At 51.1% G+C, this 21413-nt stretch carries 15 protein-coding genes and 1 pseudogene; 14 read left to right on the forward strand and 2 right to left on the reverse strand.

What is annotated here, in order from left to right:
• Positions 1–49: 49 nt before the first annotated feature.
• The 4 genes from ppk1 (at position 50) to IOQ59_RS00260 (ending at position 6226) form a co-directional block, all read left to right on the forward strand.
• Positions 50–2212 (forward strand): polyphosphate kinase 1, encoded by a 2163-nt coding sequence (gene ppk1, locus IOQ59_RS00245; protein ID WP_193951246.1) that lies wholly within the window; start codon positions 50–52, stop codon positions 2210–2212.
• A 230-nt stretch (positions 2213–2442) separates the two neighbouring features.
• Positions 2443–3585 carry a helix-turn-helix transcriptional regulator gene (locus IOQ59_RS00250; RefSeq protein ID WP_193951247.1) on the forward strand — a complete coding sequence of 381 codons (1143 nt, stop codon included), beginning with the start codon at positions 2443–2445 and terminating at the stop codon, positions 3583–3585.
• 86 nt (positions 3586–3671) lie between these two features.
• Positions 3672–4817 (forward strand): helix-turn-helix transcriptional regulator, encoded by a 1146-nt coding sequence (locus tag IOQ59_RS00255; RefSeq protein WP_193951248.1) that lies wholly within the window; start codon positions 3672–3674, stop codon positions 4815–4817.
• A 182-nt stretch (positions 4818–4999) separates the two neighbouring features.
• The gene (locus IOQ59_RS00260) at positions 5000–6226 is read left to right on the forward strand and encodes a hypothetical protein (protein ID WP_193951249.1); all 1227 of its coding nucleotides are present in this window, start codon (positions 5000–5002) and stop codon (positions 6224–6226) included.
• A gap of 5 nt (positions 6227–6231) precedes the next feature.
• On the opposite strand, the pseudogene IOQ59_RS00265 reads toward IOQ59_RS00260, so the two are convergent.
• Positions 6232–6756: pseudogene (locus IOQ59_RS00265) on the reverse strand (IS3 family transposase); the annotation flags it as partial.
• On the opposite strand from IOQ59_RS00265, the gene IOQ59_RS00270 reads away from it, so the two are divergent.
• The 6 genes from IOQ59_RS00270 (at position 6697) to IOQ59_RS00295 (ending at position 11730) form a co-directional block, all read left to right on the forward strand.
• A complete protein-coding gene (locus IOQ59_RS00270; protein ID WP_193951250.1) occupies positions 6697–7191 on the forward strand; it encodes a hypothetical protein in 495 nt (164 codons plus the stop codon). The pseudogene IOQ59_RS00265 and the gene IOQ59_RS00270 overlap by 60 nt on opposite strands.
• 351 nt (positions 7192–7542) lie before the next feature.
• Complete coding sequence (locus IOQ59_RS00275) at positions 7543–7950, forward strand: hypothetical protein (RefSeq protein WP_193951251.1); 408 nt, start codon at positions 7543–7545, stop codon at positions 7948–7950.
• A gap of 716 nt (positions 7951–8666) precedes the next feature.
• Positions 8667–9440 (forward strand): ABC transporter ATP-binding protein, encoded by a 774-nt coding sequence (locus IOQ59_RS00280; RefSeq protein WP_193951252.1) that lies wholly within the window; start codon positions 8667–8669, stop codon positions 9438–9440.
• 42 nt (positions 9441–9482) lie between these two features.
• A complete protein-coding gene (locus IOQ59_RS00285) occupies positions 9483–10241 on the forward strand; it encodes an ABC transporter substrate-binding protein (protein ID WP_193951253.1) in 759 nt (252 codons plus the stop codon).
• Between the two features lie 50 nt (positions 10242–10291).
• Positions 10292–10984 (forward strand): ABC transporter permease, encoded by a 693-nt coding sequence (locus IOQ59_RS00290; protein WP_193951254.1) that lies wholly within the window; start codon positions 10292–10294, stop codon positions 10982–10984.
• On the forward strand, positions 10981–11730 hold the full coding sequence (locus IOQ59_RS00295) for an ABC transporter permease (RefSeq protein ID WP_193951255.1): 750 nt from the start codon (positions 10981–10983) through the stop codon (positions 11728–11730). Before IOQ59_RS00290 ends, IOQ59_RS00295 begins: the two co-directional genes overlap by 4 nt.
• Here the strand turns inward: IOQ59_RS00295 and IOQ59_RS00300 are convergent.
• The gene (locus IOQ59_RS00300; RefSeq protein WP_193951256.1) at positions 11727–12566 is read right to left on the reverse strand and encodes an SDR family oxidoreductase; all 840 of its coding nucleotides are present in this window, start codon (positions 12564–12566) and stop codon (positions 11727–11729) included. The two genes, IOQ59_RS00295 and IOQ59_RS00300, sit on opposite strands and share 4 nt — an antisense overlap.
• A 50-nt stretch (positions 12567–12616) precedes the next feature.
• On the opposite strand from IOQ59_RS00300, the gene IOQ59_RS00305 reads away from it, so the two are divergent.
• From IOQ59_RS00305 to IOQ59_RS00320, 4 genes are all read left to right on the forward strand, one after another.
• Complete coding sequence (locus tag IOQ59_RS00305) at positions 12617–13531, forward strand: hydrogen peroxide-inducible genes activator (RefSeq protein ID WP_193951257.1); 915 nt, start codon at positions 12617–12619, stop codon at positions 13529–13531.
• Positions 13531–15609 (forward strand): ATP-dependent DNA helicase RecG, encoded by a 2079-nt coding sequence (recG, locus tag IOQ59_RS00310; RefSeq protein ID WP_193951258.1) that lies wholly within the window; start codon positions 13531–13533, stop codon positions 15607–15609. Before IOQ59_RS00305 ends, recG begins: the two co-directional genes overlap by 1 nt.
• A 48-nt stretch (positions 15610–15657) precedes the next feature.
• Positions 15658–16170, forward strand: a complete 513-nt coding sequence (locus IOQ59_RS00315; protein WP_193951259.1) for a DUF501 domain-containing protein — start codon at positions 15658–15660, stop codon at positions 16168–16170.
• 189 nt (positions 16171–16359) lie between these two features.
• Entirely contained in the window at positions 16360–21363 is a 5004-nt protein-coding gene (locus tag IOQ59_RS00320) for a LamG domain-containing protein (protein WP_193951260.1), read from the forward strand.
• Positions 21364–21413: the final 50 nt, after the last annotated feature.

A 21413-nucleotide genomic window follows, 5' to 3' on the forward strand; every position in this document is an offset into this window, starting at 1 on the left:
GCAGTAGCCCGACTTCGAAGGGCTGCTGACCACTACAGGAGTAGAGAAGATGGTTGAAGAGACCGCTGTAGCGCAGAGTGAAGCGGCAGTAGCCCTGCTGGAAAGCCGGGAAAGTGTGCCGATTACGGATGAACCGGTGGAAGAGCCGCCGGTCGACCTTAAAGCGCCCGAGCTTTATATCAACCGTGAACTGAGCCACTTGCAGTTTAATATCCGCGTGCTGGAACAGGCGCTGGATGAGAAACATCCGTTGCTGGAACGTCTGATGTTCCTGCTGATTTTCTCCAGCAATCTGGATGAGTTTTTTGAAATTCGTGTCGCCGAGCAGCTGCATCAGCTCAAATACGGTCGCGAAGCGGTGGGTCCTGATGCGATGCATCCGGAGAAGATCATCAGCCGTATCGCGGAGATCTGTCATGCGCAGATCGAGCGTCAGTATCAGATTCTCAACGAAACTTTGTTCCCGGAGATGGAGAACGAAGGTATCCACTTCCTGCGTCGCCGCATCTGGACCGACAAGCAGCGTGAGTGGATCAGAACCTACTTCAACGATAATGTTGTTCCTGTTATTAGCCCGGTCGGGCTTGATCCCTCACACCCGTTCCCACGCTTGGTGAACAAAAGCCTTAACTTTATCGTTGAGCTGGATGGTAAGGATGCGTTTGGTCGTCAGACCGGTATGGCGATCATCCCCGCGCCACGTTCTTTGCCACGTTTGGTGCGTTTACCGAACGAGATCTGTGAAGGTGATGGCGATCATCTTATTTTCCTCTCCTCACTGATCCATGAGTTTGCGGATGATCTGTTCCCGGGCATGAAAGTGAAGGGCTGCTTCCAGTTCCGCATTACCCGAAATGCCGATTTAACGTTCGATTTCGAAGAGATTGAAGATCTGGCGAATACCCTGCGTGGCGAGCTGCATTCGCGTAAATATGGTGATGCGGTGCGGCTTGAGGTTGATAACCGTACCCCGGAAGAGCTGATTCACTTCCTGCAACAAGAGTACACGCTGAACGAAAGTCAGACCTATCGTGTGAATGGGCCGGTTAACCTGACGCGTTTGATGGCGGTGCGTGATCTGGTCGAACGTAATGACCTGCGCTGGAAACCGTTCTCTCCGGGTATACCGGGAAAAATTAAAGATCAGAAAGATATCTTTAAAGCCCTGAAACAGAGTGACCAGCTGTTACTGCACCCGTTCCAGTCGTTCATTCCGGTCGTCGATTTGCTGCGTCAGTCGGCGAAAGATCCAAATGTGGTGGCGATAAAACAGACGTTGTACCGTACTGGTGTGAAATCCGACATCGTTAATGCGCTGGTGGAAGCCGCGCGTAGCGGTAAGGAAGTCACCGTAGTCATCGAGCTGCGGGCACGTTTTGACGAAGAGAGTAACCTGCATCTGGCAAGCCGTCTGCAGGAAGCTGGTTGTCTGGTGGTCTATGGCGTGGTGGGCTACAAATGCCACGCCAAAGCGATGCTGATCGTGCGTCAGGAAAACGGCAAGTTGGTGCGTTATTCCCATTTAGGCACAGGTAACTATCACTCCGGTACCGCACGTTTATACAGTGACTACAGTTTCCTGACGGCCGACCACGAGGTGGGTGAAGACGTACACAAAGTCTTCCAGCAACTGACGGGTATGGGCAAGATTCAGAAACTGAAGAAGCTCTACAACGCCCCGTTCACCCTGCATGCGAAGATGCTGGAAATGATCCAACGTGAAACGCGTTTGGCCAAGTCTGGCAAAGACGCACATATTATGGTGAAGGTAAATGGACTGACAGAGCCAAAGATGATTCGTGCTCTCTATGATGCATCACGTGCCGGGGTGAAGATTGATCTGATCATCCGTGGTATGTGCCGCTTGCGCCCTGGGATTCCTAAACTGTCCGAAAATATCCGTGTCCGCTCCATCATCGGCCGTTTTCTTGAACACACCCGCGTTTGTTATTTTGCCAATAATGGTAAGCCGGAAGTGTTTGCTGCCAGCGCCGACTGGATGGAACGTAACATGCTTAATCGTGTAGAAACCGGCTTTCCGCTGTTTGGTAAAAACGCCGACCGCATGAAGAAAGAGCTGGATTACTACATGATGGATAACTGCCAGAGTTGGGAGTTGCACGCTGATGGTAGTTACACCCAAAATCATCCGGAAGAAGGTGAAGAGCGTTTCTCAGCGCAAGACCGGCTGATGGATGACTTTGCTCGCTGATCTCACATAAACCACGGCCGATAAAACCCCCGCTTTTATCGGCCAATATGTTTTTGCCCATCCCATTTCTTTACTCTTTTTTTGTGCTACAAGTATTTTCTTTCAATGATGGTTTTTCGTATCACTAATACCAAAGTGGATGCTGAATGGTTGACTGTTGCTGTTTATTTATCACTTGGTAGCCGGTACTTTGTAATTGTGAGCATTCATGAATAAGCGAGGGACCGTTGATGTTGGATCAGAAGCAGATCGAGATACTGGATCAACTCTATAAATGTATCCTTAAACCCGACCATTGGGGTGACCTGATGGAGCGGATCAACGATGACCTGAATGCCAACGGTACCAATGTGTTCGTCGGCGACCGCATATTTCAGGAGCTTCATAACAGCTGGATTACCACGGATATGCAGACGACGTTTCAGGGTTTTATGGAAAATGGCTTTGTTAAGTACGAGTTGCCGCTGGGCGAAACCCTCTCGCGTATCACGCCCTCTCCACAGTTCCGCTTGATGCCGGAAATTGAAACTGAGCACAACAAACTATCAGAACATAAGATGGATAATGGCTTTATCCACGACTGGTTGTATCAACACCATCAGATCAGGCATCGTTACCTCTCTCCGCTCAATCACCACCCCACCCACTTCGATTCGATCTGTGTCAGCTTCCAAGACCGCCCAGAGGTTGAGATCGAACGGGGTATTCAACGGGGTAACTTCTACCTGCCCCATATTGCCAACCTGATCAACGTTTCCCGCCCGTTTATGCTGCTGCAGGCGCGTTTTAACGGGGTGCTGGAAGTGCTGGATCGGTTGCGATTGGGTGTTTTCCTGCTCTCCTTTGACGGTGAATCAATCGAGAAAAACTCAGCAGCAGAGAATGTACTGGATCAACAGGACGCCCTCTTCCTTGATGGCAAACAGATCCTGCGCTTTAGCGATCCCGATACACAGACAGGCTTTACCCAGGCCATGGCACAACTATCAGCCTTTGAAGGCGGTGATGTCGCTCAGGCGAAACAGCGCTTCCTGGTGCCCAGGGCGTCCGGAAAGCGGAACTATCTGATTGAGCTATCGCCCCTGCTGCATGATGACATGCCCCTGGGTGTACTGATGATCGTTGCCGATCCTGACGAAAAGACACTGGTCGACACCGCACACTTTGGTGACCTGTTTGGCCTCACTGAAGCCGAACAGACGGTTTGCCAGCTGTTGGTTGAAGGCCACAAAGCCGGTGATATTGCCGATATACGCAGCACGCGGGTGGATACCGTGCGTGGGCAGGTTAAATCGATCCTCACCAAAACCGAAACCTTCCAGCAAACCGAGCTGATCCGCCTGGCGTTGTCGATCAATATTCCGGTGGATTAATCCCTGGAGCCGAGGCCGCTTCTCATTCAATCGAACTCATGCCCGTGACTTGAGTGGAAGGGCGGGCAGTAAAAGGAAAAACCGGGATGTTAGATCAAAAGCAGTTAGCGATTCTGGATCGGTTATATAAGTGTATTCTCAACCCCGAAGGCTGGGGTGACCTAATCGAATGTATTAAGGACGATGTTGGAGCCTATGGGACCAATATTTTTGTGGGCGACAGGATATTCTTCGAACTGCAAAACAGTTGGTTGACACAGGATATTCAAGCGAAATTCCCGGCATTCGCAGAGCAAGGTTTTATTCAGCGGGAAATACCCGTGAATGAAACGGCAATCAAGATTGTGCCGCAACCCAAGTTCATCTTGATGACCGAGATTGAAGACGCCCATAATCGCATTTCCGACAACAAAGTTGACAATCGCGAGGTGCATGACTGGTTATACGCCAACGAGGGGATTCGGCATCGATATGTTACCCCCATGAACTACCATCCAACACACTTCGACTCTATCTGCATCAGCTACAGAGATGGATCTCAGGCGGCCATCGAACAGGGTGTATCCCGTGGCAATTCCTATCTGCCACACTTGGCCAACCTGATCAACGTATCACGCCCCTTTCTGCTGCTGAAAGCGCGCTTTAACGGCGTTATGGAGGTGCTGGACCGCTTTCGATTGGGTGTCTTCCTGCTCACACTGGATGGTACCTTGGTGGAGCAGAATGAAGCCGCCCGTAATATCCTTGATGCGAAGGATGCTATCCGGCTGGGCCAGAAGCACCGGCTGACGCTATCTGATATGGATAAACAGCGCGAGCTTCAGCATGTCATAAAACAAATGGCATCCACTGAGCAGGGAGCCAAGGGTGCTTTGCAACACAGAATGCAAATACCGCGCGCAGCAGACCAGCGGGATTTACTGCTAGAGGTTGCACCCCTCCTACATAAAGATCTCCCCATCGGTGCCATTGTTATCGCGATAGATCCGGATACCAAAGCACTGATCAATACGTCTCACTTTGGCGAGTTGTTTAGCCTCACTGATGCCGAGCAATCCGTCTGCCAGTTGCTACTGGAAGGCCACAAATCCGGGGATATTGCCGATATGCGTAGCACCCGGGTAGATACAGTGCGCAGCCAGGTGAAATCCATCCTCACCAAAACTGAAACCTACCAGCAAACTGAACTAATCCGCCTGGCATTGTCGATCAATATCCCTGTGGATAAGTAAAAATCGAATACTAAGTACTACGAAGAATTTCGTGTTTTGCAACGGCGTACCCCATATGGGGGATGAAGCCGTTGTAGAGCCGTTGTTAAAGTTGCCTCAATTCTAACCTTATTACCCAAATTCTCACTTCACTGCGTTTTGTGCTGTAAGCAGGAAGCTTGATTACTCAAAGGACCTGGACGATGGCGCAGAATATTCCTACTGATAATGGTTATGTAGTTGTTTGGCAGTCCGAAGGGCAAGATGGCTCAGGTTATGGCATCTACGGGCAACGTTACGATACCAATGATAAATCCGTAGGGGGCGAGTTCCAGATCAATACCCATACCGTAGGCAGTCAATATGCACCGTTGGTTAGCGGTTTGGTTGACGGAAGTTTTGTAGTTACCTGGAATGGGGATGATACTGCTACGGGAGATGCCTCGGCTTCAGGTATCTCTGGTCAGCGCTTTGATGCGGACTGTAACGCCGTTGGTGATGATTTTATAGTCAATACCCACTTGAATGGTAACCAATATGCAACATCGGTTACTGGTTTGGTTGATGGTGGTTTTGTGGTGACTTGGACCAGCTATGATGATGAAAACGGAGATACGTCGTACTCCAGTATCTTGGGCCAGCGTTTTAATGAGGACGGCAATGCGGTGGGTGACGAGTTCTTGGTGAATACGCATACGGTAAGCGACCAGATTGAATCATCCGTTACAGCTTTGGCAGACGGTGGCTTTTTGGCGGTCTGGGTGAATGGTGGTTCTGCAAACGGGCCCACAATTTCTGTTCAGCGTTTTGATGCCGAGGGTTATTTAGTCGGAGAGGAATTCCTGGCTCATTCTGATGCGTCGAACTTTAACTTTTCTCCTTCAGCAACAGGCTTACGAGACGGCGGTTTTGTCGTGACTTGGGATGCCGATGGTGACTTGGAAGGACAACTGTTTGATGCGAGCGGTGATAAAATCGGTTTAGAGTTTCAAGTCAACACCGATGAAAATGCTGCCTACTCTTATCCTTCTGTCGCCGCTTTAAGAGACGGCGGCTTTATTGTGACATGGACGAGTACGAGTGAAAATCGTGACATGGATGGCGAGAGCTTGGAGGATATTCTGGGCCAGTGTTTTGATGCACATGGCGAGAGAATCGGTGATGATTTTAGGATCAATACAAACGCTGACCATACTCAGGAGTGCCCATCTGTTACAGGCCTGAGCGACGGCGGATTTGTTGTGACTTGGGCAGGTAACAGCGATGTTACAGACGATAGCTTGGGTTACGGTGTTTTCAGCCAACACTTTGATGCTACTGGAAATAAAGTTGGTGATGAATACATCGTCAATACCTACATAGGGGATTATCAACGATGCCCGGGCGTTGCTACTTTGGGTTACTCCCCAGTCTTTGAAAAAGCATCGTGAAGTGGTCAAGTAGAACTGGCCACCACTTTGTAGTCATTCCAGTATTTCTGTTCTGCCAGGTTCGGTGGCAACATCCCGTTGTACTGATGTGGCCGCTGCTGGCTGTAATATCCAACGATGTAATCTGTTATCGCGTGTTTGGCTTCTGAGAAAGAGCCATAACCTGTTTCAGGTATCCATTCATGCTTCAGGCTCCTGAAGAAACGCTCCATGGGCGCGTTGTCCCAACAGTTTCCTCGGCGACTCATACTCTGCTTAATTTGATAACGCCACAGTAATCGGCGGAACTTTAAGCTGGTGTACTGGCAGCCCTGATCCGAATGGAACATCAGTCCCTTAGGCTTTCCGCGTAGCTCATATGCCATCGTTAAAGCTTTCTCTGTCAGATCGCTATCAGGATTAAGTGACAAAGCCCATCCCACGGGTTTCCTCGCATATAGATCCAACACTACTGCAAGATAGGCCCAGCGTTGGCCCGTCCAAATGTAGGTGATATCACCACACCAAACTTGATTGGGACGATCAACAGCTTCAGTTCATACGATCAGGAGAACGTTGAAGTGGGCGAAGAGCTTCAGTTGAACTGTTACGCCCAAATGCATCAGGAAAATACGGTTGTGACTAATCCGGCTACCGATCATACACTGGGTGCGCCAGATAGCTTTACATACACCTCAACTGTGTATATCAACGGGGCTCAGATCGGCCTGTTGCAAACCGATGATGGCTTTGTATTGAGTGATATCGTGGCGCAGTTTGGCAATGCTGATACGCTCGAGCTGTCAGGTAGCGAAGTGGTTGTGGATCAAAGTGCACTGCTGGCGCGCATCGATATGGATAATACATTGTTTAGTACCGACGAAGCGGGTGACAGCGTACATTTTGTCTATGAAGGCTGGGTCGAAGTGGCTGCGAGTGGTCTGGACGGTATGGAGATTGATTTAGCAATGGCGAGGTCATTATGATGCTAGATCAGGTATTGTCTGACTTCGATATTTAGGACTTCAACGATTAAACCGATCATTTGAAGCCAAACCGCTAAACAGCGGTGCTGGTATTCTGGCGCTGATTATTTTTATCTTTTCTCAGCCTTAATTACCGATTATCCCTCTATTGTCGATCGCAGTTTGCGACCTATAGGCGCAATAACAAACTGCTAGAAAATTCTGTATTCAGCGGTTACATACCCCATCTGGGGGATGATCCCATTATTGAACCCCTGCTAATATTTCTCTCAATTCTAACGTTATTGTAACAATATCACTTTACTGCATGTATGGGCTGTCAGCAGGAAGTTTAAATATACAGAGAGACTGATGATGGCACAGAGAACGCCGACCGATATCGGTTATGTGGTTGTTTGGCATTCGTGGGGGAAGGAAGGCAATGAAGCAGGATTATATGGACAAAGTCACGATTCAAGTGGAATGCCTTTAGATACTGAGTTTCTTATTAATGCTTATACTCAGGGCTCTCAGGCAGAGACGTCAGTTTCTTTACTGTCCAGCGGAGGCTTTGTCGTTGCATATCAGGGTGAGAATGCCATTTCAGATGATCCGTCAGGTACAGGGATCTCGGCTCAATTGTTTGATGCGAGCGGGAATAAGAAAGGTACTGAACTTCTTGTAAATAGCCAGACTCGAGTCATCGTTCGTGCTGATGAGTTACTGATCTTCCAACTGCAGTCTGTCTGTACTCATATTTCCCGCCAAACGCTCGGTTGAAATATCTGCTGTGGGGCAGCTCGATTTTGCCTACTCCACGTGGAAAAAAGCTTAAAGATAAAAAATCGTATTGAAGCATGGCATCCCGCACACGGGGATGAGGCCGTCTTAGTTCCGGTTCAACCAGCCAGATATCCGGCGGCGAAGGTGCAGATCGGGTCTACAGTGTGGGATACCGGTATTTCGCTAACGAGATTGACGCTGTGGATACAGTGCGGGTGATGACCTGTTCTTTTGTGGTCAGGGCTTCGGTAGCGATATCATCACCGGCTCCCAATCCAGATTGTAGTTGGCTTCTTGTATATGTTCTTTTGGTGGCTGATATTCGGTGTAGGCATCTTCAGAAAGCGGAGTTGCTTCACATAACTTGAGATAATGTCCTATTGTTTTTTTACTTTGTGTTCCAGACTGGAACGGTTAAAGAAAACACTCTTTAGTTCTGATGTTGATAAAGCGGTTCTGCATCCCTCAGCACCGCTTTTTTATTGCCTGTTCAATAGGTTAAGGCATCAGAAGATATACGTTTGAAATCATGCCTAAATGCAGCAGAGTGATGGATTATTCACCAATTGCGCTTTTAGTAAATATCCGGCAAAATTGATCTCTTTTATTTCTTATGCGAAATAAGTGTTTCTAATCCTGCGCGGGCGACCCCCGGCAGTTGACCGCCACAGACGCACAAACACGTGCGCTAAACATGGCTTAGGAATCAGAATATGATCAACCAGCAATCTGCACTTGAGCTTGTTGATATACATAAATCGTATGGTGATATTGAGGTCCTGAAAGGGGTGTCTCTGACCGCCAACGAGGGTGACGTTGTCTCCATTCTGGGCTCCAGTGGCTCGGGCAAGAGTACCCTCCTGCGTTGTATCAATATGCTTGAGCGTCCAAATCAGGGACAGATCCGCGTTGGCGGAGAAGAGCTGGCCCTAAAAACTGCCAAAGACGGCGCGCTGGTGGCTGCCAATCGCAAACAGTTGGAACAAATGCGTTCCCGCATCGGCTTTGTGTTTCAGCAGTTCAATCTGTGGCCGCATAAAACCATCCTGCAAAACATCATCGAAGCGCCGGTTCAGGTGCTGAAACAGCCTAAAGACCAAGCCGTTGTGCGTGCTCAGGAATTGCTGCGCAAAGTCGGCCTGCTGGACAAGCAAGATGCTTATCCGGGTAATTTGTCGGGTGGTCAGCAACAGCGTGTTGCTATTGCTCGTACCTTGGCGATGGACCCTCAGCTGCTACTCTTTGATGAACCGACTTCCGCACTGGACCCAGAGCTGGTCAATGAAGTGCTGAGTGTTATGCGTGGGCTGGCCGAAGAGGGGCGCACGATGCTGATCGTAACGCACGAGATGCGTTTTGCCCGTGATGTCTCGTCACAAGTGATTTTCCTGCATCAGGGACAGGTTGAGGAGAGCGGTACAGCGGAACAGCTGTTCGATGCACCGAAATCTGCCCGTGTGCAGGATTTCATGGCCAGCCACCAGTAAAAAAAATCAAACAACAATAAACTCAATAGAGAGAACCTAGAGATGAAACTTCATAAGCTGATTGGCGCAGTAGCGCTTATGGCAGGCTCCCTGGTGATGGGAACCCAGGCTATCGCCGGTGATAAACTGCGCATCGCAACCGAAGGTGCATATGCACCGTTCAACATGGTGAACGCTCAAGGCGAGCTGGAAGGTTTCGATGTTGATATCGCCCGTGCACTGTGTGCAGAAATGAAGGCTGATTGCGAAATCGTGGCTCAGGACTGGGACGGTATTATTCCGGGTCTGCGTGCGCGTAAATATGACGCTATCGTCGCCTCTATGTCTATCACGCCTGAGCGTCAGCGTGTTGTTGAGTTTACCGAACGTTACTACTCCAACGTTCTGGCATTTGTTGCGGGCAAAGATCAGGCAGCAGATACCTCTGAAGCGGCTCTGAAAGGTAAAACCATCGGTGCACAGCGTGCAACTATCGCGGGTCAGTACCTGGAAGACAATCTGGGTGACATCGTTGATGTGAAACTGTATGACACTCAGGATAACGCCTATCTGGATCTGACCTCCGGTCGTCTGGACCTGCTGCTGTCTGACAAATTCCCAGCGTACGATTGGTTGAATACTGATGCCGGTAGCGCGTTTGAGTTTAAAGGCGACGATATCGATATCAACGATGAGATCGGCATCGCACTGCGTAAAGGCTCTAAATGGCGCACCCGTATCAACGATGCACTGAAAGCGATCGTTGAGAATGGCACTTACGAGAAGATCAACGCGAAGTACTTCCCGTTCTCCATCTACTGATCTGACTGCGGGGCTGGCTTTGCTGTCCCCGCCACTATCCGGTTGAATACATGGATCTGCAAGGATTTGGGCACCTCCTGATTTCAGGCGCATGGGTCACAGTACAGCTGGCGTTAGCCAGTCTGATTGTTGGTCTGATGTTTGGCCTGATGGGCGCTGCCGCTAAACTTTCCCCTTTTCGTGTCCTGCGTGGCATTGCAACGTTCTACACCACGGTTGTGCGTGGTATCCCTGAACTGTTGCTGGTGTTGACCCTCTACTTTGGTGGCTCCCAGCTGCTGATGTGGTTTATGGGTTTTTTCGGCTACGAAGAATACATCGAAATCAGCCCCTTTATCGCGGGGGTTGGCGCGCTGTCGATCGCTTTTGGTGCCTATGCCACCGAGGTGTTCCGTATGGCGATGCTGGCCATTCCGAAAGGGCAGTGGGAGTCGGCTTATGCGTTTGGCATGAGTCCGTTGCAGACGTTCTTCCGGATTATCTTGCCACAGCTCTGGCGTCTTGCGATTCCCGGACTGGGCAACCTGTTTCAGGTGCTGCTGAAAGATACCGCGCTGGTGTCAGTAGTGGGCTTGAACGACCTGATGCGACAGGCGTATGTGGCCTCTGGCTCGACCAAAGAACCGTTCACTTTTTATATGGCGGCGGCTTGTATCTATCTGGGGCTGACCGTGCTGGCGACGTTGACCACCCAGTGGCTGGAGCGTCGTGCTGATCCGGCTGGCAAAGGAGCGCGCATATGACTTGGGAATGGGGCGTTATCCTGCAATATCTACCCCGCCTGCTGGACGGTGCATGGCTCACGCTTGAGCTGGTGCTGGTCTCTGGCCTGATGGGGTTGTCGCTGGCTGTTCCGCTGGCGCTGGCGCGTTCATCTGAGAACTTCTGGATTCGTGTCCTGCCGTTTTGCTACATCTTCTTTTTCCGTGGTACACCGTTGCTGGTGCAGATCTTCCTGATCTACTACGGCGCATCGCAGTTTGCGGCGGTGAAAGAGTCTGTGCTTTGGGTTGTTCTGAAAGAGCCGTACTGGTGTGCGATTATTGCCTTCACCCTGAACACGGCGGCATACAGTGCCGAGCTGTTTCGCGGCGCGATTCAGGCGATCCCTAAGGGTGAGATTGAAGCGGCACAGGCGATGGGCATGAGCCGTCCGTTGATGATCCGCCGCGTGGTATTACCGCGTGCGTTTGGTATTGCTCTGCCAGCATATGGTAATGAGATGGTATTGATGCTGAAAGGCAGCGCATTGGCGTCGACTATTACGCTGCTGGATCTGACGGGTATGGCCCGTACGATCATTGCGCGCACCTACACGCCGCTGGAGATGTTTATGGCGGCAGGTATGGTGTATCTGATTATCGGTGCGCTGATGATCGGTATCTTCCGTCTGCTGGAATATCGCTTCAACCGTTATCAGTATTACAAGCACACGCCGCTGCCTGCGACGCTCGACCCGCAGCTACGCGACGAGCATCTGGATCGTTAATTGTCGGTATGTAATACCGAAAGATAACCTTCCCGATAGGTTGGATAACGGAAGTTGTAACCGGTTGCTCTCAGTAACCGGTTACTGCATCGCTTACTTCCCGTGCGACGACCTGCACTGCGATCAGTAATGTCCACGCCTAGTTTCTGTGCCAGCCATTCAGACACTTCATGCAGTGGCGCGGGTTCGTCGTCGGTTGCCAGATAGACGCGGGCAAGTGGATTTCCATTCAGGCTACGGCTGACCAGGTGGGCGAGCACATCGGCGCAATCATCCCGGTGAATTCTGTTGCTGAACAGCACGAGTTCTGCGGGTGCGCTGCGGCCGTTACGCGCTTGATTGATCAAATGATTCCGTCCAGGGCCATAGATGCCACTGAAGCGCACAATTGTCGCTGGAATTTTGCTGTGCAGAGCGATGTGTTCCGCTTCCAGCATGATCTGGCCAGAGAAGTTGGCAGGTTGTGTTGGACTTGTTTCATCGACCCAGCCATTGTCGTTTTGGTGATAGACCGATGTGCTGGATGTAAAGAACAGATGTTGTGGAGATTCCGGTAGACCTGCCAGCAAATTTTTCAGTCCTTCGCAGTATGCACGGCGATATCCCTCTTCATCATGGCTCGAAGCCGCAACGGCATACACTACAATGGTAGTTGCAGGTAGATCACGAAGTGTCTCAGGATTACCGAGGTCTGCTGCGATACCTTGGATGCCGTCGGGTAGCTGGTCTATATTGCGACGAAGGCCATATACCTCCAGACCCTGATCTAGTAAGTTAAGTCCAAGTTGGCAACCAACATCGCCACATCCGGCGATTAGAACTGACTGCTTCGGCATCACTCTCTCCATATGGTGTGTGCAGGCATAATAGCAAAGGAAGTCTCAGGATGACCCTCACTGAATTGCGTTATATCGTGACCCTCGCTCGAGAGCAACACTTTGGCCGTGCGGCCGAACGTTGCTTCGTTAGCCAGCCTACGCTGTCAATCGCGGTGAAAAAGCTGGAAGAGGAGTTGGGTATACCGCTGTTTGAGCGCAGTAAGAACTCCGTACAAGTGACCCCGGTGGGTGACAAAATTGTGCAGCAGGCACAACGCGTATTGGAGCAGGCGGAAACCATCAAAGATCTGGCGCATGAGGGTAAAGATCAGCTCAAAAGCCCCCTGCGTATCGGTGCGATCTATACGATCGGACCCTACCTGTTTCCCCATCTGGTACCGGAGGTGCAGTCCTTAGCACCGCAGATGCCACTCTACATCGAAGAGAACTTTACCGAAACGCTGCGATTGAAGATCCGTAACGGTGATCTGGATGCGATTCTTATCGCCATGCCGTTTCAGGAACCGGATGTGCTGACACGTGAGCTTTACGATGAAAACTTCGAAATGCTCCTGCCTGCTGAACACCCGTGGGCTTCGAATAAAGAGGTCGACAGCGGTAAGTTATCGGAGACTCAGCTGTTATTACTGGGGGAGGGCCACTGCTTCCGGGATCAGGTGCTAGAAGCCTGTCCTACCCTGAATCAGTCAATGCATGAGCAACATACGGTGATGGAAGGCAGTTCGCTGGAAACGATACGTATGATGGTCGCGTCCGGCTTAGGCGCTAGCGTATTGCCGTCCTCGGCCGTTAAAAATACCCACTACCGTTCTGATATGGTGGTGACACGTCCATTTAAAGCGCCGGGTCCGATGCGCACCGTGGCGGTTGCATGGCGTGCCAGTTTCCCCCGTCCCCAGGCGATTGATGTGCTGGTACAGGCGATTAGTCGTTGTCGATTGTTGGGAGCCAGTGGTCGCTGATGTCCCAACCGCTCGCTGAAATACCGGTTACCGATCTAAAAGGCGTAGGGACCGCGCTGGCCCTGAAGCTTGAGCGTCTCGCCATTCATACCGTACAAGATCTGTTGTTTCATCTGCCGCTACGCTATCAGGATCGTACCCGAATCGTACCGATAGGCTCTCTACGGCCGGGTGACGAGTGTGTAGTAGAAGGTGAAGTCAAAGTTGCAGATGTGGTGCAGGGGCGTCGTCGTAGCCTGCTATGCCGTATTCAGGACGGTACCGGCACGCTGACGCTACGCTTTTTCCACTTTAACGCCGCACAAAAAAACAGTCTGAAGCCAGGCAGTCGTATCCGCTGTTTTGCCGAAGCCAGAACCGGTGCGGCGGGACTGGAAATGGTGCACCCAGAATATACCAAGCTTGATAGCGATAAGCTGACACCTGTGGCAGAAAACCTGACGCCGGTTTATCCCACAACAGACGGACTACACCAAACGCGTCTGCGTAGCTTGGCGACCCAGGCATTAACGTATCTGGATCGTCAGGGCTTGCAGGAACTGTTACCGGACAACATCCGCCAGCAATGGCGATTGCCGGAGTTGAACGATGCGATCCGCTACTTGCACCATCCCCCAGCTGATGTTGATCAGCCCTTGTTGCTGGATGGCAAACACCCCGCCCAGCGCCGGTTGGCGTTTGAAGAGCTGCTGGCACACCATTTTTCCTTGCTTAAGTTGCGTGAGAAAACACGTGAAAAAGGTGCTCCGGTTCTGCAGGCCAGCGGTCAGCTGACGCAACCGTTCTTACAGGGGCTTCCGTTCCCGCTGACCGGTGCTCAGCAGCGAGTCGGTGCGGAAGTTGCGCAGGACCTGCAGCAGCCTTACCCGATGTTGCGTCTGGTTCAAGGTGATGTTGGTTCAGGTAAAACGGTGGTGGCTGCGCTGGCAGCGTTACAGTCGGTTGAAAGTGGCTTGCAAGCCGCGGTGATGGCGCCGACCGAGATCCTTGCTGAACAGCACTTCAATAACTTTACCGCCTGGCTGGAACCGTTGGGCATTAAGGTTGCGTGGCTGGCCGGTAAGCTTAAAGGTAAGCAGCGGGAAACTCAGCTGGAAGCGATGCGCAACGGAGAGGCGCGCGTTGTTGTTGGTACCCATGCATTGTTTCAGGAAGAGGTTGTGTTTCACGACCTCGGATTGGTGGTGGTGGATGAGCAACACCGCTTTGGTGTGCACCAGCGGTTGAGTCTGCGCGAAAAAGGCCGCAACGGTGAATTATCTCCACACCAGTTGATTATGACAGCCACACCGATCCCTCGCACATTAACCATGAGCGCCTATGCCGATCTGGACTGTTCTATCATTGACGAATTGCCGCCGGGACGCACGCCGGTTGCAACCGTGGTCATCGGGGACGAGCGTCGTCATCAGGTGATTGAGCGGGTGCGCTCAGCCTGTCGTGACGGGCGTCAGGTGTACTGGGTTTGTACACTCATCGAAGAGTCGGAAGCATTACAGTGTCAGGCTGCGGAAGTGACTGCTGAGCAGTTAACGGAAACCTTACCTGAATTGCGTGTTGGTCTGGTTCATGGACGGATGAAACCGGCGGAAAAAGCGGAAGTGATGGGCCGTTTTAAAGCCGCTGAATTGGACCTGTTAGTGGCGACAACTGTGATCGAGGTTGGTGTGGATGTGCCCAATGCCAGTGTGATGATCATCGAAAACCCGGAACGTTTGGGGTTAGCGCAATTGCACCAGTTGCGTGGTCGAGTAGGTCGAGGTTCGGTCGAAAGTTTCTGTGTACTGATGTATCACGCACCGCTTTCCAAACAGGGGCGGGAGCGTCTTAAGGTGATGCGTGAAACGACTGATGGTTTCAAAATTGCTGAAAAAGACCTGGAGCTGCGTGGTCCGGGGGAGGTCTTAGGCACCCGACAGACTGGTATGATGCAATTTAAGATTGCCGATCTGCAGCGAGATTCAGACCTGCTCACCCGTGTAAAACAAGTGGCGGGTCAGATGCACGGTTATCCCCAGCATGTCGAGCCAATGATCCGCCGTTGGTTAGGTGTGGGGGAAGAGTACGGCAACGTTTAACGCTATAATGTCGCCTGTTTTAACTCACCTACAAATTGCTGGAATCCCATGTCTGAGCCCTCCGCACACCAACTTGAACTGATCGAAAAACAACTGGGTCGTAAACCCCGTGGTCTAGCCGGTGTCGCCGTTGCGACGGATACGGGTGTGCCGTTGGTGCTTCAGATGCAGTCGCTGGTGGAAGATCAGCCATTTCCCACGCTGTTCTGGTTGTGTTCCAAAGATCTGTACCAGGCGATCGCAGAGATAGAAACCTCGGGTTGGGTGAAACAGATCGAAGCTGAACTGGAAGCCGACGATGATCTACGTACCGCATTCTTGGCGAATCAGCAGGCCTATGTTGATCTGCGCTGGAAACTGATGCGTAAGGAAGACCAGCAACGCATTGATGAACTCGGCTTTACCGATCTGTTTAATCAATACGGCATCGGCGGCATCCGCCACTGGGATAAGGTGCGGTGCTTACATATGCAATACGCCCACCATCTGGCTTCTCAGAATGTGATTGGCGAGCGTCTGGACGCTGAGTTTGAGCTGCACAAGCTGACTATCAATCTTTGATCTGCTCAGCCGATACCCTGATATAACGCAACAAACGGTTGTCATTAACGCTACGAAGCTGCAAAAGCCTTAGTTCAGGGCTATGCTGATTGTTTGCGATTGCGCTCTGCTGTTATTTTCAGCTGGATGAGATATATGGAGTTTCGGTCAGTGAAGAGCTTGTCACTTAAAGCCCTGTGGATATGTTTTTTGAGTCTGATCGGACTCGCGCAAAGTTTTGCCGCCACGCCTGAGTGCAGTGCGGTATTTCCTGACGGCGTGCAAACGAACAGTAACAGCGGCACGGTCAAGTTCGAATGGGCATCTAAAGTTACTGGTAGCCCAGACAACATCCTCTCGACAAAGCGGCTCACCGACAACTCCGGCGGCAACAGCTGCAATACCACCTCCTGTGGCAGTACTGGTTCCGCTGCTACCTCCATGGACTACAACGATTTTCCGAACAACAACAATGACGTTGAAATCGGTTATCGGGAAACGCGTACCTTACTGCCGGGCATTTACGACGATATTCGTCTGAACTCCCGAGCAGTGGCAACTTTGACACCGGGAGACTATCAGCTTCGTGGTTCCCTCACTCTGAAAAGTGATGCTCAGATCAATATAAGCGGTTCTGGTGTCGTTCGTATCCTGTTGAAAGGTAACGGTAAATTTGAGTCTGGATCAGATGTCAATAGTGGTGGTGATGCTTCCCAACTGGTGGTCTTCAGTCGCGGAGAAGTTTCGTTATCCAGCAATGTCACGGTTACTGGATTTATCTACGCTAAGAAAGTCCTGCGTCTCTACAATCGTGCTGAGGTGAATGGTGCGGTCAGCGGTAAGAGTGTCGAACTGCGCAGCTCAGCCTCTAAGGTGAATTACCTTCCATCTGCCGTTTCCGCGGCGGCTTTTGGTGATCTTTGCGGCGGCGGTGCTGTTACACCACCGCCTCCCCCACCAGCGGCGAGTGGCTGTGCGGCAATCTGGCCGGACGGTGTTCAGAGCCATAGCAGCAGTGGTGAAGTGAAGTTTGAGTGGGGCACCAAGGTGATCAACAGCCCTGACAATATTATCGATGCAGTTGAAATTGACGATGATTCGGGTGGTGTCAGCTGTGGCAACACCACCTGTACCGCCAGCTTCAATCCATCCACCGCAATGGACTTCAACGACTTTAAATCCAGCGGCGGTAGTGACTTTAAGGTGGAATACAAACAGAGTCGCACAATTTCTCCGGGCACATACAAGAAGATCGAACTTAAAGGTCAGGCCACACTGACCATGGAAGCCGGGGATTACTACGTCACCGATGATGTGAAGATGAAGTGGGATTCCAGCATTGTTTTGCCGTCCTCGGGTGTTGTACGGATGTTTGTTCGTAAGAAATTTGAGTCAGAGGGACGCGGAGAGATTAACAGCAACGGTAATGCCAACCAGCTGCTGATTGTTGCCAAAGAAGATGTGAAATTTAAAAATACGGATGACGTAAAAGCGCTGATTTATAGCCAGAAAAAGGTAGAGCTAGGGCATGGCTCAGATGTCACTGGTGCCATCAGTGCAAAAGAGGTAAAGCTCAAGTCGTCTTCATCTACAGTGACCTATGATGCTTCTGCAGTGACCAGTGCCCAGCTGGGCGAGATCTGTAGTGGAGGTCCCGCGGAAAGTCCTGAACCGATCGCTGAGTATCGATTTGATGAATGTACGGTGGAAAACGTCCTTGCCGATCAGCTGGACACCTATTCCGCAACTGCAAATGAGGTGGAGACGGTGGACGATGCGCGGGTGGGTAAAGCCCTCGATCTTTCTGCTACCGGTACTGATGACTGGTTGGATCTGCCTCGTTCATTGATTAATGGCCTTGATGATCTGTCCGTGTCCCTGTGGATAAAAACTTCGACCAGTAAAGGTCAGCAAGAGATTCTTCAGGCACTGGGCTCCAATACCGATGATGATGAGCTGGAGATCTATCTGGTCAATAGCAGTCGTGTACGCCTTCAGATCAAAGATGATGATGTTTATCTCGATAGCGGTGTCACATTGACCAATGGTGCCTGGCATCATCTGGTCATCACGCGTCAGGATGATCGCGGTTGCCTGTACGTTGACGGCAGCTTGCAGGAGTGTGATACCGGATTGGGTAGCGGCGCGTTGTCCGTGCCCAGAGATGCTGTGGTGATAGGGCAGGAACAGGATTCCTATGGCGGCGGTTTTTCGTCCTCTCAGAGCTTTGAAGGCCTGATGGATGAGTTCAAGGTGTATAACCGTACCTTGAGCAGCAGCGACGCTAGTAGCATCTATACCAATGAGCTGGCGGGGAATAATGCAGATGGCAGCACACGTGAGCCTTTGGATTGTCAGATAACGTTTGAACCACTCGCCGAGCTGCGCTTTGACGAGATTCGTTGGAGAGGTGTTGCCAATGAAGTCAAAGATAGCAGTGGTAACAATAACCACGGGTCCCTTGTGGGGTGGGTGGATGATGTCGATGTAACCAGCCCTGTCCAAAATATTGCGGAAGGTAAAATTTGTCGGGCCGGTAGTATCGGTTCCAATTCCGACGCGGATGCTATCTATGCGATTGATTCGGAGATTGACCTTAACGGTGTGGGTGATGCACATACGGTCAGCTTCTGGTATCGACCGAGCAATGCCTGGAACGATGGCAATACCCGGGTGCTGATGGATGCGTCGGGCACAACCGGGAGCAAGATCTATTACTATCTCGCCAAAGAGAGTGACGGGCGATTGGAGTTCGGTCTGAAAAATACCTCGGATGGTGATTACCGCCAGAAAAGCTCATCGAGTTATAATTTCACCTCTGATACCTGGGTTCATTTAGCGGTCACCGTAGACGCCGATAGCGGGAAAATGAAGGCCTACGTGAACGGTTCTAAAGCGCTGGAGAGAGATTTCTCCGGAACATTAGGCGATATCTTCAGCCTCTACTTTGGTGATAACCGTAGCTCTTATACTGCGGGCCCGGGAACCGGGCGTTCAGCACACGGTGATTTCGATGAAGTGCTGGTGTTTGATGACGATCTCAGCAGTGCTCACATCGCGACTATCTACAACTTCCAGAACGAAGGTAAGAACCTGGATGGGTCATTGCGGGAGTGTGCAGATGCCTCCCCTGTTGATCACTACGGTATCTCAGCTCCGGCAACCGCGTTGACCTGTGATGCCGCACAAGTAGTGATCACCGCGTATGATGTTGACGGTAATCCCGTCGCACCATTAGCCGACACCGTGATTACGTTAACCACTGATTCGGCTGTGGATGGCTGGTCTCTCAAATCTGGCAGTGGCTCGTTTGATACCCCCAATACCTATACCTTTGATGGTGAAGAAACTTCAGTGACTTTTGACCTGATCAACACCGATCCGGAAACCATCGATATTGATGTGATGGATGGGGAGGAGATCAGTGCGCCGGAAGCTGAAGGTACGATTATATTTCAGGATACAGCCTTCAGCTTCAGCACGATTGCTGCCCAAATTTCAGGAAAAGACAGCGATAACGTGACACTGAGTGCGCTCAAGACAGATGCTGAGACCGGTGCCTGTGTTGCCCTGAACCCTGGTTCGACTGTAGATGTGGGTATTGCGTACAGCTGTGAGACACCGGGTACCTGTGCGACTGCCCAAGACGGCTTAACCATCGATGGGACATCGCTTGATAGCTTGGCTGAGGGTTATACCACGGTATCGCTGGCGTTTAATGGGGATGGTGAAAGTGAATTCGAGTTTGCCTACCTTGATGCGGGTGAGATAAAACTCCATGCACAAGCAGAACTGTCAGTTGATGATGAGCTTGAAGGTACGGCTACGGTGACGGGCAGCAGCAATGCTTTTGTGGTGTCACCGGCAGGGTTGTGCATAGAAGCACTGGATGCAAGTGATGATCCTTTTGTCTGTGGTACCGGGGATGCGTCTTGTGATCCATATGCAGCTGCGGGAGCAGACTTTAAGCTGAAAGTGTCTGCGCGGCGATGGCAAACGGGAGAAAGCACCCCGGCCAATTATTGTGATAATAGTGGCCCCACACCAAATTTCTTGCTGAATGACATTGAACTCAGCCATAAACTCGAAGCACCTATTGTGGGTTCAGACGGGGATTTAGGTGTAACCTCCGTGAATATCGAATCCGGTGGCGAAGTGACCATCAACAATCAAACGATTGACGAAGTGGGTGTGTTTACTATCACTGCTGCGGAATCATCGTATATGGGGCAGACCATTCCTTCGGCAATCAGCGATGATATCGGTCGCTTTTACCCCGCCCACTTTGCTATTGGGGCAGGTGGGACCGGCGTTACAGATAGACATGATCTTAGCTGCTCACCGGCTTCAGATTTCACCTATATGGGGGAAGAGTTCGAAACTAATTTCGTATTGGTTGCGCAAAATACAGCAAACGAGGTCACACTAAACTATTCGGCTGAAGGTGGATTTGCCAAGTTAAACGACGTTGAACAGCTGGACCTTAAGCTGATCAACAAGCCGGATGGTGGGACAGTAAACCTTCTCAGTGACCGCGCACCGGATACCACAGTGACAGCTGAAAAGGATGCGATTTCTGATTCCTTTATCTGGTTTGAGGGCAGGGGCTCTATCACGTTGGAACTGTTGTTGAAGCGTTTGTCTACAGAAGACGGCCCCTATACCGATCTGACCTTAGCCATTGCTCCAAACGATGGTGATGCAACACTGAACAGCTTTGATGTCGATATTTCGGGAGATGGAGGCAACGATCATGCGGCGGTGGGAGCAAAAACCGAAGTTCGCTATGGGCGGATGCAGATCCAGAACACCTACGGGCCCGAAACCTCTTCTCTGAACCAGCCCGTGTTTATCCAGTATTACGACGGAACAGGTTTTGTAACAAATACCGATGATAGCTGCACGTTGCTGGCAACCGGTAATATCACCCTGCAGGTCGATGGGGAAGACGCGTTGGCTAATAAGGGTGTGGTCAGCAATGTCTCAATTGGTTCAGGTACCACGGATCTGGCGATCGAATCGAATGTTGACGCGGGTGAAGCGAATCTGACTTATACCGCGACGGGGGCGGGGAACACCGGCGCCGTGACTATAACTTACGATGTACCGGATTGGCTGGAATATGACTGGGGCGGATCGGACGATCCTTCAGCGACCGCAACCTTTGGCCGTTACAGAGGCAGTGACCGGGTGATTTACTGGTTAGAGCAGTAAGCTTAAGGAGACAGCATTCTGAATGCGATAAACCCGTAGCTGGATTCCGG

This window comes from Pontibacterium sinense, assembly GCF_015209595.1.
Lineage (GTDB): Bacteria > Pseudomonadota > Gammaproteobacteria > Pseudomonadales > Balneatricaceae > Pontibacterium > Pontibacterium sinense.